The organism is Spirulina major PCC 6313, assembly GCF_001890765.1.
In the GTDB taxonomy this organism is placed as follows: Bacteria; Cyanobacteriota; Cyanobacteriia; order Cyanobacteriales; family Spirulinaceae; genus Spirulina; species Spirulina major.
In genome coordinates this window covers 3,787,349-3,800,575 of the sequence record NZ_KV878783.1, presented here as the reverse complement: position 1 = coordinate 3,800,575, position 13,227 = coordinate 3,787,349, and the positions used below count along the sequence as shown (strand labels likewise).

The 13,227-nt window shown below is 53.3% G+C and carries 12 protein-coding genes; 3 read left to right on the top strand and 9 right to left on the bottom strand.

What is annotated here, in order from left to right; all coding sequences use genetic code 11:
- The first annotated feature begins 87 nt into the window (after positions 1 to 87).
- Positions 88 to 1,041, top strand: a complete 954-nt coding sequence (locus SPI6313_RS16840; protein ID WP_072622037.1) for an Rpn family recombination-promoting nuclease/putative transposase — start codon at positions 88 to 90, stop codon at positions 1,039 to 1,041.
- Here the strand turns inward: SPI6313_RS16840 and holA are convergent, their stop codons facing one another.
- The gene (holA, locus tag SPI6313_RS16835) at positions 1,042 to 2,055 is read right to left on the bottom strand and encodes a DNA polymerase III subunit delta (RefSeq protein ID WP_072622036.1); all 1,014 of its coding nucleotides are present in this window, start codon (positions 2,053 to 2,055) and stop codon (positions 1,042 to 1,044) included.
- 47 nt (positions 2,056 to 2,102) lie between these two features.
- On the opposite strand from holA, the gene SPI6313_RS16830 reads away from it, so the two are divergent.
- On the top strand, positions 2,103 to 2,876 hold the full coding sequence (locus SPI6313_RS16830; RefSeq protein WP_072622035.1) for a DUF1868 domain-containing protein: 774 nt from the start codon (positions 2,103 to 2,105) through the stop codon (positions 2,874 to 2,876).
- 76 nt (positions 2,877 to 2,952) lie between these two features.
- On the opposite strand, the gene SPI6313_RS16825 is transcribed toward SPI6313_RS16830, so the two are convergent.
- Complete coding sequence (locus SPI6313_RS16825; protein WP_072622034.1) at positions 2,953 to 4,590, bottom strand: iron uptake porin; 1,638 nt, start codon at positions 4,588 to 4,590, stop codon at positions 2,953 to 2,955.
- 516 nt (positions 4,591 to 5,106) lie between these two features.
- Between SPI6313_RS16825 and SPI6313_RS16820 the strand changes: the two genes are divergently transcribed.
- A complete protein-coding gene (locus SPI6313_RS16820; RefSeq protein ID WP_072622033.1) occupies positions 5,107 to 6,162 on the top strand; it encodes an N-acetyltransferase DgcN family protein in 1,056 nt (351 codons plus the stop codon).
- A gap of 316 nt (positions 6,163 to 6,478) precedes the next feature.
- Here SPI6313_RS16820 and SPI6313_RS16815 read toward each other — a convergent pair whose 3' ends face one another.
- Genes SPI6313_RS16815 through SPI6313_RS16785 form a run of 7 tightly spaced genes read right to left on the bottom strand, consistent with a single transcriptional unit; the run spans position 6,479 to position 12,715 of the window.
- Positions 6,479 to 7,450, bottom strand: coding sequence for an SGNH/GDSL hydrolase family protein (locus SPI6313_RS16815; protein WP_072622032.1), 972 nt, complete (start codon positions 7,448 to 7,450; stop codon positions 6,479 to 6,481).
- A complete protein-coding gene (locus SPI6313_RS16810) occupies positions 7,447 to 8,016 on the bottom strand; it encodes a YdcF family protein (RefSeq protein ID WP_072622031.1) in 570 nt (189 codons plus the stop codon). Before SPI6313_RS16810 ends, SPI6313_RS16815 begins: the two co-directional genes overlap by 4 nt.
- A 33-nt stretch (positions 8,017 to 8,049) precedes the next feature.
- Positions 8,050 to 8,940, bottom strand: a complete 891-nt coding sequence (locus SPI6313_RS16805; RefSeq protein WP_072622030.1) for a hypothetical protein — start codon at positions 8,938 to 8,940, stop codon at positions 8,050 to 8,052.
- Entirely contained in the window at positions 8,940 to 9,335 is a 396-nt protein-coding gene (locus SPI6313_RS16800) for a DUF4280 domain-containing protein (RefSeq protein ID WP_072622029.1), read from the bottom strand. The genes SPI6313_RS16805 and SPI6313_RS16800 overlap by 1 nt, the downstream gene beginning before the upstream one ends.
- 12 nt (positions 9,336 to 9,347) lie before the next feature.
- Positions 9,348 to 11,342 (bottom strand): VgrG-related protein, encoded by a 1,995-nt coding sequence (locus SPI6313_RS16795; protein ID WP_072622028.1) that lies wholly within the window; start codon positions 11,340 to 11,342, stop codon positions 9,348 to 9,350.
- A 21-nt stretch (positions 11,343 to 11,363) separates the two neighbouring features.
- Positions 11,364 to 11,888 (bottom strand): CIS tube protein, encoded by a 525-nt coding sequence (locus SPI6313_RS16790; RefSeq protein WP_072622027.1) that lies wholly within the window; start codon positions 11,886 to 11,888, stop codon positions 11,364 to 11,366.
- 29 nt (positions 11,889 to 11,917) lie between these two features.
- Positions 11,918 to 12,715 (bottom strand): hypothetical protein, encoded by a 798-nt coding sequence (locus SPI6313_RS16785; RefSeq protein WP_072622026.1) that lies wholly within the window; start codon positions 12,713 to 12,715, stop codon positions 11,918 to 11,920.
- Positions 12,716 to 13,227 lie beyond the last annotated feature (512 nt).

Genomic DNA, 13,227 nt, shown 5'->3' with positions numbered 1-13,227 from the left:
GGCGCGATCGCACCCCTGCTCATCCAGAAGGCGCAACCGTTGCGCCCATCACAGCTACACTAATCACTAGAGCGCTCTTAACCTGTCATGGCTTATCCCCGCTACATCAACCCCCTCACCGACTTTGGCTTTAAACGCATCTTTGGCACAGAAGCGAATAAAGCGATCGTGATTGACTTCCTCAATACCCTGCTGCCGCCCCACCACCAAATTCAAGACCTCACCTATAAAAACACCGAAAACCTGGGAAATACGCCCGTAGACCGCAAGGCCATTTTTGATATTTATTGTCAAGCCAGCGATGGTCAACGCTTTATTGTTGAAATCCAAAAGGTCAAGCAAGATTATTTTAAAGATCGCAGTATTTACTACGCATCATTCCCGATTCAAGAGCAAGCGGAAAAAGGGTACTGGAATTATCAGTTATGTCCGGTCTACACGGTGGGTATTCTCGATTTTGTCTTTGATGAACACCAAGATGATGAGGAACTGATTCACATCATTACCCTCAAAGATCAGCATTGCCGCCCCTTTCACAACAAATTACAGTTTATCTATATTGAACTGCCGAAATTTTTCAAACCGTTGGAGGAATTAGAAACGCCTCTCGATCAGTGGTTATTTGTGCTGCGGCATTTATCGGAATTGAGCGATCGCCCCGATCTCCTCCAAGCCAACCCCATTTTCAATCAACTGTTTGAAGCGGCAGAATTCGCGAACCTCTCCCGTTCAGAACAAAGCCGTTATGAAAACAGCCTGAAATATTATCGCGACTGGAATAATGTGATGAATACAGTGCGTCGAGAAGGGCGTGAGGAAGGGCGTGAGGAAGGGCGTGAGGAAGGTCGTGAGGAGGGACGACAGGAAGGGCAACAGGCTTTAATTCTGCGTCAACTGACTCGTAAGTTTGGCATCATTCCTGAATCCCTTGAACAGCAAGTTTTCATCCTGACCTCGGAAGACATTGCCGCTTTGGGTGAGGATATTTTTGATCTTCAAACGATCGCAGACCTCGAAACCTGGCTCATCTCCCGTGCTTAGTTATCGCCGCCGTGCTGGGCTGTGGCGCGGTGCAGGTTGACAGACCAAACACAATTCCACCACCTTCATTGGCAGAAATTCCGCTGGATTTGCGCCGCGTTTCAGACCCAGTTCCAGGTCGCGGAGGATGGGGAGGGTTTGGAGGAGTTGGGGGGCGGCGATCGCATTCAATTCCTTGCGGAGAAAATAGAGGCGTTTCGGATTGCCCAATTCGGCGAATTTTGCGATCGCACTATCATCCCGTTCGCCGCTTTCGATCATCACCCGAATTAATAACCAGGTGCGGAACTGCCCGATCAGCGTCGCCACAATGCGCAAGGGCGGTTCATTGAGGTTTAATAACTCTGCCACTAACCCCACGGCCTGATCGGTTTTGCCATCCCGAATGGCGGTGGCCAGTTGGAGGCTGTTTTGGGTGTTGGCGATCGTCAGTTGGGCGACGGCGCGATCGTCGATGGGTTGGCTCGTGTTGCCGCCGAAGAGTTGCAGCTTTTCCAATTCGCTCCAGAGTTGGCGCGTGTTGTTGCCGATGGATTCGGCCAGGAGTTCCACAGCGCGGGGGGTGAGCTTGAGGTTCATGTCTCGCGCCACCTGCTGCACGTTGCGGATTAGGTCGTCGGTGCGCCAGGGGGGGATGAGGGCGAATTCGCGGATTTCGGCGTGTTTTTGTAAAAGTTTGGTGGATTTGGCGCGACCGTCGGGTTTTTTGCGGCTGGTGAGGAGGAGGGTGGAGGTGGGGGGAACGGCGGGCAGGGTGCGTTTGAGTTCGTTGAGGAGGGCTTCGGGGCAGGTTTGACAAACGGTGGTATTTTCCAGCCAGACGAAGCGGCCCCCCATGCCAAAGGGGGGGGTCATCGCTTGGTTGAGGCCGTCGATGATTGTTTCGCTGGTGTCGGCGGTGAGTTTGTCGGTGTTGAAGGAGAGCCAATTGGGGTCAAGCACCGCATCTTGAAGTTTGGCGATCGCTTTCCCCATCGCAAAATCATCTTCACCCCAAAACAAGTAGATAGGCATACCACAGGCTAGAATCGGATCTAGACAGACCTTCAAGGCAGACCAACGTGGACGAAACCTATCAGGCTTATCTCAACAGAGTTGCAAAACTCACACTCCCTGAAACCTATCGTAACCAAGTTCAACATATACAAGAATCTCCAAAGTTTAATCACGGCCAGCCGGTTCCCTTTCCGGGCTACACGATCAACACACCAGGACATCAAGATCCGCGCAATCAGACGTTTTATGACCATCTCGTCACCACCCAACAGGCAATCGTCGCCCAATTGGAGCCGGGGCTGTTGCTGCCGGTGCCGGTGGAAAGCTTTCACTTAACCGTCGCAGATTTAATTTGGGATTCAAATTATCAGCACGCCGTGGCGACCCATGGCGAAGCGTTTGAGGGGAAATTGTGCGATCGCCTCACCCACAGTTTTAGCGAATATCAAAAATCCGTCCCCGAACGTGGCCCGATTGAATTGCAACTGGTGGGTCTTTTGGTGCGACCGAGGGCGATCGCCGTGGCACTCGTGTCCATCGATGAATTGTCCTATCACAAGATGCTGCAACTGCGGCGGGCGGTGTATCAAAACTCCGGGTTAATCGCCCTCGGCATTGAGCAACAATATCCCTTTACTGCCCATATTCCTCTGGGCTATTTCTCCCAAGTGTCCGAGGAGTTGGATCGCGATCGCCTCTGTGAAACCCTGATGGCCTTTAACGATCGCTGGATCGGCAACACCCCGGAAATCCTCAGCAGCCACAGAGCCGAACTCTATCAATTCGACGACATGGCCAACTTCTACCACAAACCCCACTTCCCCAGCATCGACTTTTAACTCCCCTAAGCTCCCAAAAAAAGCGGTGAGTCGTCACTTCACCGCTTCAGCCTTCTGTGTTGTGTGAGTTGTAGTCCTAGAACTTGAAGCGTGTCCGCACCGTTGCGGCAATCACATCCGAGTTCGTGCTGTTATGACCCGGATTCGTCAGCCAGATCACACCGGGCGTAATATCAATGTGCTCCGTCAGTTGCCATTTATAGAACGCTTCGATGTGGTAGCCCAGATCGCGATCTTCCCGTGCGCCTAAACCCAACGCACCGAAATCACCCGCCGTCAGACTCGCCACCGGCAACTCTGAACCACTCAAACGGGGCTGTTGACCCACCACAAAACCGAGCAGATTTCCTTCGCCCCCTAAATCCGGGAAACCCAAGGTCAGGGCGTAGTTCCACACATCGGCTTCAGCTTGGCCAATAATCACCGCGTCACTAAAACCAACCCAGCCGCCGACAAAAAAGGCATCGCTGGGCGTGACTAACGCTTCAATACCGAAGTTGTTCGCCACAACGGGGGTATTGCCGTCGAGGTTCGAGGGTAAGCTACCGGTGTCATGGTTGAGGCCGCCGTCTTTGGTGTAGGAGTTGATGTAGGTTAGGCCTAGCCCGAAGGTGTCGTTCTCATATTGAAGTTGAGCACCGAGGGCGTAGTCTGCCCCAAACAAACCTTGGGCGGCATCAGCAGCATTATCGGCGGTATAGCCAGCCGAGAAGGTCAAGGCATCGCTAACCTTATAGGCAAACCCAGCCCCGGCCTGTTGACCACCGGTGCGCAAAATGGGGTTGCGCTGCCCAAAGCGGGAAATGGAACCGCCACCGCTCGAATCGAAGGGGTTCAGGGTGGAGAGGAAATCATCCATGCCTACCCCGTTGGCGAAGATTTGCGCGGTGATTTTGCTGCCCACGGGGAAACGATAGGACAAGACATCCACTTCCACTGCATTTTCATTGTCGCCCCGGAATCCCCAGCGGGCTTCGCGAGTGACGCGACCATCAATGCTCCAGTCGGAGACGTTGCGGGCTTGGAGGCGAGTGCGGAGGCGATCGCGTCCGGTGAAGGAGGTATCAAAGTTGAGGCGGGTGCGATGTTGAAAAACGATGTTGTCGGAAAAGTCGCGATTTGTGACCCCATTGCCAGTGGTGTCGTAGCGATCATCGTTGGGAAACAGGCCGCTGAGGGCGAAGATCACTTCCCCGTCGAGTTTGGTGGTGGTGGAAAACTGGTTGTCTTCGAGGAAGGCAACGCGAGACTCTAGGTTATCGACCCGCGTGCCGAGCATGGCGAGTTCGGCTTCAAACTCTTCCATGAGACGACGCATGGTTTCGAGGTCTTCGCGGGTGGCGAAGTCGGCGGTGGTTTCGGCGATGAGGCGTTCTATTTGCTGGAGGCAGGCGTTTAAACCGGCGGCAAATTCATAGCGGGAGAGGGCGCGATCGCCGCGAAATGTGCCGTTGGGATAGCCTTTCAAGCAGTCGTAGCGACGCACGAGATCGTCTAAGGCTTGGAAGGCCCAGTCATTGGGGGAAACGTCGCTAAATTGGGATGCGCCCACGCCCTGACCGAGCATGGAATTGCCTTCTTCGCTGTAGGTTTGGATTTGGTCGAAAAGGTCTTGATGGGTTTGGGCTTCAGCGGCGAGGGGCTGAGCCATCAGCAGGACTGACCCTAGCAGAATCGGTGTTGCACGGCTCGAAAGCCGATGAAATGTGGTCATGGTCAATTCATCACTCCTCAAAAAAAATGGTCTGAACGATAGGGGCGATAGGCTCTAGAACCACGGGGCTGGTCTACCGACCTGCCGCGATCGCTCTGAGCGCTCTGCTATAGTACCAACAAATGAGAATATCTATCAACTAGCCTACAGGTTTAATGAAAAACTGCTGAGTGCGTTGATAGATAGTGACCATCGTATGAACCGAAGGCGATCGCAGGTTTCACGGCCATGGTATTCGCTTGAAACTCGCTTGCAGATGGTTTAATCGCGCCTGAAATTACCGTACTAGGGCAATATTAAGAGAACGCTAAGAAGGTTTAATGCTTTTTTCAATTCTGTTTAAAGGGGAGCTTAATGAAAATTCTGGGGTGGTGCGATCGCAACGTAGCCCAAAAATAATGAAATAGATTCTCAGTAGACTGGGCAACTCCCAGCCTGGACAGTGTGCGATCGCTGGCTGAGGGGCGATTGATCCGCCTTTACAATGGATTATTTAGTTTGTTTTCGTCCTTTTCTATGGAACATCTCACAGCACAGCATCGGGTGGCCGTTCTGCTCCATCGGGGGATTCGCGATCGCAGCGGTAAAACAGGCTTGGCGTTCCTGCGCTACGGGGAGGCCAAGGTGGTGGCACTGATCGATCACGACTGTGCCGGGGAATCCCTCTCTGAGTTAACCGGCATCCCCCACGAGATTCCCATCGTGGCTTCCGTCACCGAGGCACTGGCCGCCCAACCGGATATTTTGCTGATTGGGGTTGCGCCGTCCGGGGGTCAACTGCCCGATGCGTGGTTAGAGGAAGTGAAGTTGGGGATTGTGGCGGGGCTTTCGGTGGTGAATGGGCTGCATACGCCAATCATGTCGATGGTGGAGGATTTGCCGGGGAGCCGTCTTCAAAAAGGTCAGTGGATTTGGGATATTCGCCAGGAGCCGCCGGGGTTGGGGATTGGGATGGGACGGGCGCGATCGCTCTCCTGTCAGCGGTTGCTCACGGTGGGGACGGATATGGCGGTAGGGAAAATGTCGGCGGGGTTGGAACTGCGGCGGGCGGCATTGGCCCAAGGGATACAGACGAAATTTGTGGCGACGGGTCAGGCGGGCTTGATGATTGTGGGGGAAGGGATTCCCCTCGATGCGGTGCGGGTGGATTTTGCGGCGGGGGCGGTGGAACAAGCGGTGCTGGATTTAGGGTCGCGCTGTGATCTGCTCTTAATCGAGGGTCAAGGTTCGCTCTTGCATCCCGGCTCGACGGCGACGCTACCGCTGCTGCGCGGCAGTCAACCCACGGGCTTAATCCTTGTCCATCGGGCGGGTCAGGAGGTGATCCACAATTGCCCCGATGTGCCGATTCCGCCGCTGCCGGAGGTGATTGAGCTTTACGAGACGGTGGCGCGGGGGGCGGGGGCGTTTGCCTCGGTGCGGGTGGCGGCGATCGCCCTCAATACGGGTCATTTAGACGAGGCCGCCGCGAAAACAGCGATCGCCCAAGTGGCGGCCGAAACCGGGCGATTCTGCACCGATGTAGTGCGGTTTGGCGGGGCGGCGTTGCTTAATCACATTCTGAAACCCTAGAACTCGCAGCCTCAACCCTAAAACAGCCTCGCCCCACAGCACTACTCATCAGGGCAGCGAGCGAGACGCTCGCACTACATTCCACAGCACTACTCATCAGAGCAGCGAGCGAGACGCTCGCACTACATTCCACAGCACTACTCATCAGAGCAGCGAGCGAGACGCTCGCACTACATTCCACAGCACTACTCATCAGAGCAGCGAGCGAGACGCTCGCACTACATCAAGACAACAGCAAAGTAGTGTGAGCCTCTGGCTCACTCACGCCAGTATTAGGGTTTGGGTCGGGAGAGCCTCTGGCTCACTCACGCCAGTATTAGGGTTTGGGTCGGGAGAGGAGGAGGGTGTTTTGTAAGGTTTGGGTGATCAGGGATGCGATCGCTGCATTACCGGCCGGGGTGAGGTGAACAGAATCGCGGTAATAGGTGGCAACGGTGGCGCGGGGGACGAGCTGCCAAGCCAGATGGAGATCGAGCACCGGAATATTTTCGGCGTAGAGGTAGCGGAAAAATTCGGCTTTGTAGAGGGGCGGTAGGGGGTCTGGGATTAGTTCGATTCGGTTGGGGGTGAACAAGACCCAGAGGGGGATATTTTGCGATCGGCTCCAGGCGATGATTTCCCCTAAGATGGCTCGGTTTTGCTCCCATTGGGTGGTGAAATCTGTGGTGGTGGGGGGGATTTCGGTGGAGAGGGGCAGGCCCCAGCGTTGCGCGATCGCAGGATAGGCGTACCGTTGCCACACTTCTTGCAGGGCTAACAGGGGTTTGCGATCGGGATAATTCACATCCACCCCGACGCGATCGCCTATACTCGTCGGCTGGAACAGGTCATGACTCCCGATCTGCACAATCAGCAAATCACTGTCAAAGGCTCCAAACTGTTGTAAATAGCCCCATTGATTGCCAATGCCCCACGACCCCGCCGACGCATTCAGCACTTCCGCATTCACGTCCGCGCTCTGTAATTGGGCTTCCAGTTGCTCGGAAATGATCTGATCTTGACCCATCACCGTGCCGCCATTGAGCACGGAATCCCCCGTCATCAAAATCCGCAGGGTTTCGGGGGGTTTGGGCTGCTGCACGGGGTCGGAGCGTTGGGAGTAGTTATTGTAGGCGATGGGATGGCCGAAACGGGTGACGGCTTGATTAGGCAAGAAACGATAGCCGGTTTCAGGATCAGCCATAATCAGCACCGGATTGCCTAAGCCAAATCCCCAGCGCAGGATCAGTTCCAATGCGATCGCACTCCCTAGCAATCCACCCCCCAGCCACCACCTGCGCTTTTTCATCCTCGCGTTTTTTCCACCGTATAGCCCGTCAAGATCCACAATACGCCGCGCCCTCCATCCCGGACAATTTCCCACCAGGATTCATTGGGGGTTTGGGTGGGCACGGCGATCGGGGTGACGGTGATGCCGTAATGGCCAAAGATGAGATAGGCGAGAAAGCGGGCGCGACCGAGGTGAAAATCTGACGTAATCAGATAAAGATGGCGGATGTTTTGGGCGTGGAAAACTGGCCCCATGGTGGTGAAGTTGGTGACGGTATCGACGGCACGGCGATCGTAATTGAGCCGCTGGGGGTCTACTCCCACCTGGGCAAAGTAGGCGCGGGACTTGGCTTCGGGCATTCCCGACGAAATCCACAGATCCAACCCCGGATGCTCTTGGGCAAAGTAGGCGGCCACATATTCTCGCTCAAAATCGCCCCCTAGGACGAGGATCGCTTCGGGCTGGGGGCTGGCCTGGTGGGCGCGGTGGAGTTGTGCGAGGAGGTGGAGGTTAAAGGTGAGGACAGCGATCGCACTGGTGACCACTATCCAGCGCAGGGGGCGGGGAAGTTTCCGTTTGAACATCGTCTACGCAACCATGGACCTAAAGTGAAACTGTTAAGACCGCTGCCAAATCACCCACTGGCGTTGAATTTGGGGCTTGAGGCTGGCGGGTAAAGCAATGGCATCAAGAGCGGGCGAAGGAGCGATCGCCCTCTGTTCTTCCATCAACATTATCGGCAATCCCGCCGTGAGCGTCATTAATTGCCCCTGGGTCACGATCAACCCGCCGCACCATTGCACCCATTCCTGCACCGCCGGCTCCACCTCCACCGCACTAATCCACAACCCCAGCAGCAGATACCCCCCCGACACCACCCCATCACAGAGTTTCGCCAACAGCAGCCGCAGGGTGTCGGGATTCCGCAAACTGGTGGCGACGAGATCCGGCGCGATCGCCAATTCAAACCGGGACGGCGTTAACCGCGCTAACGGGTTGAAAAAATCTTGATCCTGTTGAATTACCGCTGGATCTGGCGTATCCCCGCGCCATTCCCAGGCTTCCACCGCGTAACCCCACTGCCGCAGCGCGATCGCCCCGTCACCCGCACCCGCCCCGATCACCGCGATCGCCGCCCCCGGAGCACATCGCTCCACCCAAGCCAACACCGTTGGATCAACCTCCATCTGCGGAGAGGGAGGGGGAAGGGGTGCGATCGTCGTCTGAAAATTGCAAGTAATCCCCGTTTCCGGCGGCGGGTTGGGAGTAATTTCCACCTGAAGCCGCGCCCCTGGCCCGGATTGAAAACTCGTTAGGATCAACTCATGCAAACTCTCCCCCAGTTGCTCCCGCTCCGCCACCGTCAACGGACTACCGAAATTCTCCACCAACCCCGCCACTTTCGCCAAGGTCGCCTCGCTTTGAATCGGCAAACAGGGCAGGGTGATCTGTGCGGTTAAAGAGAGGTGCGATCGCCACACCTCCCCCACCCAATCCGTTCCCCCCATCACGTCACCGTCGTAATAAACTGCCCCGGCATCGTAATCTTAATCACCCCCCCATAGGCACAATTACAAATCGACGTATCCGACAACGCCGCAAACGCCCCAATCTTCACCTTCAGCGCCCCCGGCTGCCACGGCCCCACCGTTGCCGGAATACAAGGCATCGGAGTCAACACCCCCAACGCCGCCGCCGTCGCCGCCGCCACCGTCGGATTCGCCAACGACGTACAAACCCCAAACGGCGGAATATTCACAATCGGCGCAAAATCCATCACCGTCGCCGCCAACATCGCCGGAGCCGTCACCGGAGTCCCCTTCGGAATCACAATCAAACTACTCGGCGCTGCCCCAAACGGCACACACTGCATCATCGCCCCCATCGTCACTAAATTCGGCATTATTTAAACCTCCTACCCTAACTTGATTGATAATGACGACACCGCCACAGATGCTGTCCCCTTAATCGTCGTACTTAAGCCCTCTACTGTCATCGTTGCCGCCGACTTTAACGTCACACTCGCCATCTGAATATCAAGGGAATTCCCCCCCACCTTCAAGGTAATCGCACTCTTACCCGTCAGATTGATTTTCGTTGCATCTAAATTAATATTTTTGCCCATTCCAGCCGTTAAATTGATATCCCCTGTAGAGGTGATCTCAATTTTCTTGCTATTATCATCTAGCTTAACGAGATGACCACCACCAGATTTGATTTCAATTTTCTTGCCTTTATCATCTAGCAGTACTTGATGGCTTCCTTTGCTCTTAATTAGAATCTTTTGGTTCTTATCATCCAGTAAAACTTGGTGTCCATCTTTAGTTTTAAGCTCTAAAAACTGATCTGTATCATTGAAATGCAAATAATACTTATCTTTCGTATCAACATAAACCCCCTGTTTAGTACTATCTTTATCCTCCTCCACAAACTGCAACTGATGCCCAATGCGGGTCTTAAATGTGCGTAACCGTACCTTCCCATCCACCACACTATCCGTCACCACCGTCGGCGGTGCATCCTTCCCATTCCACACCCCCCCCACCACATAGGGCCGATGAATATCCCCATGCTCAAACGCCACCAACACCTCATCATCCACCTCCGGCAAACAATCAAACCCCCGATCCTTACCCGCCCCAATAGCCACCACCCGCGCCCAATAACTCGTATGGGCATCCTTTCCCTCTTTCGGCGTGAGCGTAGGAAACCACACCCGCACCCGACCCCATTTTTTCGGATCATTATTATCCGTAACCTGCCCCACCATTAAAGTCTGACCCGGCTTTAAACGGGTCGGCGGTGATAACATCGCTAGTAAATCTCCCCCCCGCAACCCTCGCACCGTAAATTCTGTAATGTAGATGCGATTCTCATATAAATGCCGGGTTTCCGTGACGTAATAACTGCCACTATATTTACTCATGTCCTTGAGTTTAATAATCTTACCGGGACAGATGTCCGGATTCCCCTCAGCACGGGCATCCGCAACGACAAATTCTCCCCCCAGTTCATCCACTAAGGACTGCGCAATTTTATCAGCTTCGGATGTACTAGAAACCGGTTTGTCTACCACAATCACCTTCGGACTAGTGGGCTTACCACTAAAACTACTGCTGGTTTTTTTGCCCTTGCCGTAGTCTGTTTCTGTTAAAACTTGATCGGTGTTTTTAGTGGCAACAATGGGTTCTTTTTTGGTATAGTCCCAGCCGCGTACTTCGACGGAACTCACCTGCTCTGCACTAGAAACCCGCACCCGAAAATCATATAAATCCTTTAACCATTCTAATTCGATCGTGGCTTCGGATTTGGGTTTACGAAAATTCAATTTACCATCTTGGACAAAGAGTTCATAGCCGTTGCGGGCGGCTCGCTCTCGGAAAAATTCCATATTGGTTTGATTTTCTTGAAAGACATATTCATGGGTGGGGCTGGTCGCATCAATCGTATTGGATGTAATGCCGACTTCACCGATGATTTTTTTGACAATGTCACTATCGGTTGTGTCTTGAAAGGAACGATTGAAGCGACCACGATGGAGACGATGGGAAATGTCATAGCCTCGGATGATGATCGGGGCTTGGGAGCCGGTGGTAAATTGGGTTTCGATCGCTGTGACTTCCCCTTTAATGACACTGCCTTCTTCGACTTCACTAAAGTCTTTATCTTCCGTGGTACTTCCGACAAACCCGATTTCAATTTCTGTCCCAATTTCAAATTCTGTTTCATGTTGCCAAAACTTGTCATCCGGATCACCTGGATAGCGAGAGTTTTGAATGATCAAGGTGAACATTGCCGGTAGATGAAGGCTTTGTTCAATGGAAATTTGCAGTAAGCTTTCCATGATTTTGGACGATGCTTTGCTGCCATTAATTTTGAGGGTCGCTTGGGCAATATAGGTGGTATTCATAAAAATTCTATCCGTACCAGATTAGCGATTGGGCCCGCTGCCACGTCCAAAGGGATTGGTGGAACCGCTAGCGGTTACGGATTCAATTTCGGTGAGGGTGAGGGAACTGATCACGGCTTGAACGGGTGTGCCGTCAATTAAAAAGCGGGTGATGTCGAAGTCAAGGGATTCAATGAAACAGCGGCGAATGTATTGATTTTGCCCCCAAATAAAGGTGTAGGTGGGGGGACGTTTGCCTTTGGCTTCGCCTTTTTCGGCAAAGTCTAGGGCTTTAAGAAATTTACCGATGTATTTTTCAATGACATTTTCGCCGGTTTCGTAGGTGTCAAATTTAATGTCAGAGATGCTTAAGGTGCGGCTACAAGGCCCTTTAAAACTGACTTTTGGATCACCGGATTCGGTGCGGGCGGCGGTTTCGGCATCTAGATCGATGGATTGATTAAAACTCAATGAGGTGGGGTTAAATTGAAATTCAATATCATCACTTTCATCAGATTTCAAAATGGCTTTTTCTAGTTTTCCGGTGGGAATGGGGCTGTTGCTCATGTGCTGACTCCTTATGGTGTTTCAGGGGTTTACCAGGGTAGGCGACCGGAGTAGCCGCGTCCGTGGCGTTCTTGCTCGATGGCGATGCGCTGGCGCACGATCGCATAAATCGCAGCGGCCAAATGTTCAAGCTGATCGGCTTCGCCTTGGTCTTGGCGACGTTTGGCGGTGGGCGATCTCTGTTTTGAGGTCGTCTCTGCCGATGGGACTGAGGAAGCCGCAGGATCTACATCTCGCTGAATCATCCGCTGGACGGGTCGCGGTGTCACGGTTTTCACGCCTTTGGGAGTGAGTTCAATGGTTTTCCGATTGTCCTCGGCTGGCTCGGCTTTGGTTTGCACTACGCCTTGCACGGTGCTCCAATTTTTGGTCGCACGACTGTCTGATTTAAGGGGTTGACGCTTACCCAATGGTTTTTTGCGGGGGGTGATGTTGTTTTTGGATAGGGGGGTGGGTGTGCTCGCTGCTGAATCGGAACTCGCTTGCAAGAGGTCTGTAATACTTGACCAGGATTCTGGGATTGCCCGATTTGATGGCGGTACGGCGGGGGGGGCGGGGGTTTTGGGTTTGCGTTGAATCACGGGTGGGGGGGCTGAGGCGGCCGGGCGCGATCGCTTTAGGGGGCTAAATGTGCCAATTTTATCAAGGATGTTGGGCAAGCTGGAACGTGCGATCGTTTTTCTCGACCCCAACGGTGCAGTTTTTTTCACCTCCTTTTGTCGCTGAATTGATTCAGGCAAATTCGCCGGAGCTACCGTTTCACCACGTTCAGAAACCTGCCGTTGGATCGATTCCGGTTGAACTGTGTTAGGTGCGATCGCATCCAAACTTTCAGAAACCTGTCGTTGAATTGATTCTGATGGATTTTGTGATGTCTCAGAACTCGTAACGCTTTCTTTTCGTTGAATTGATTCAGGTGCGATCGCAGGCTCTGAACTTTCAGAAACCTGCCGTTGAATTAATTCTGATGGATTTTGTGATGTCTCAGAACTGGTAACACTTTCTTTTCGCTGAATTGATTCAGGTGCGATCGCAGGCTCTAGATTTTCAGAAACCTGCCGTTGAATTGATTCCGTTGGACTTGTGGAGCTTTCAGAACTCGTAACACTTTCTGTTCGCTGAACTGTGTTAGGTGCGATCGCAGGCTCTAAACTTTCAGAAACCTGTCGTTGAATTGATTCCGGTTGAATTGATTCAGATGCGATCGCATCTAAACTTTCAGAAACTTGTCGTTGAATTGATTCAGGTTGAATTGATTCAGATGCGATCGCAGGCTCTGAACTTTCAGAAACCTGTCGCTGAATTGATTCCGTTGGACTTGTGGAGCTTTCAGAACTGG

Coding starts and splice junctions, on each gene's coding strand:
- SPI6313_RS16815 (WP_072622032.1), bottom strand. CDS start 7,450: ATGAAAAAGCGCAGGTGGTGGCTGGGGGGTGGATTGCTAGGGAGTGCG.
- SPI6313_RS16790 (WP_072622027.1), bottom strand. CDS start 11,888: ATGAGCAACAGCCCCATTCCCACCGGAAAACTAGAAAAAGCCATTTTG.
- SPI6313_RS16805 (WP_072622030.1), bottom strand. CDS start 8,940: ATGGGGGGAACGGATTGGGTGGGGGAGGTGTGGCGATCGCACCTCTCT.
- holA (WP_072622036.1), bottom strand. CDS start 2,055: ATGCCTATCTACTTGTTTTGGGGTGAAGATGATTTTGCGATGGGGAAA.
- SPI6313_RS16810 (WP_072622031.1), bottom strand. CDS start 8,016: ATGTTCAAACGGAAACTTCCCCGCCCCCTGCGCTGGATAGTGGTCACC.
- SPI6313_RS16840 (WP_072622037.1), top strand. CDS start 88: ATGGCTTATCCCCGCTACATCAACCCCCTCACCGACTTTGGCTTTAAA.
- SPI6313_RS16820 (WP_072622033.1), top strand. CDS start 5,107: ATGGAACATCTCACAGCACAGCATCGGGTGGCCGTTCTGCTCCATCGG.
- SPI6313_RS16800 (WP_072622029.1), bottom strand. CDS start 9,335: ATGCCGAATTTAGTGACGATGGGGGCGATGATGCAGTGTGTGCCGTTT.
- SPI6313_RS16795 (WP_072622028.1), bottom strand. CDS start 11,342: ATGAATACCACCTATATTGCCCAAGCGACCCTCAAAATTAATGGCAGC.
- SPI6313_RS16825 (WP_072622034.1), bottom strand. CDS start 4,590: ATGACCACATTTCATCGGCTTTCGAGCCGTGCAACACCGATTCTGCTA.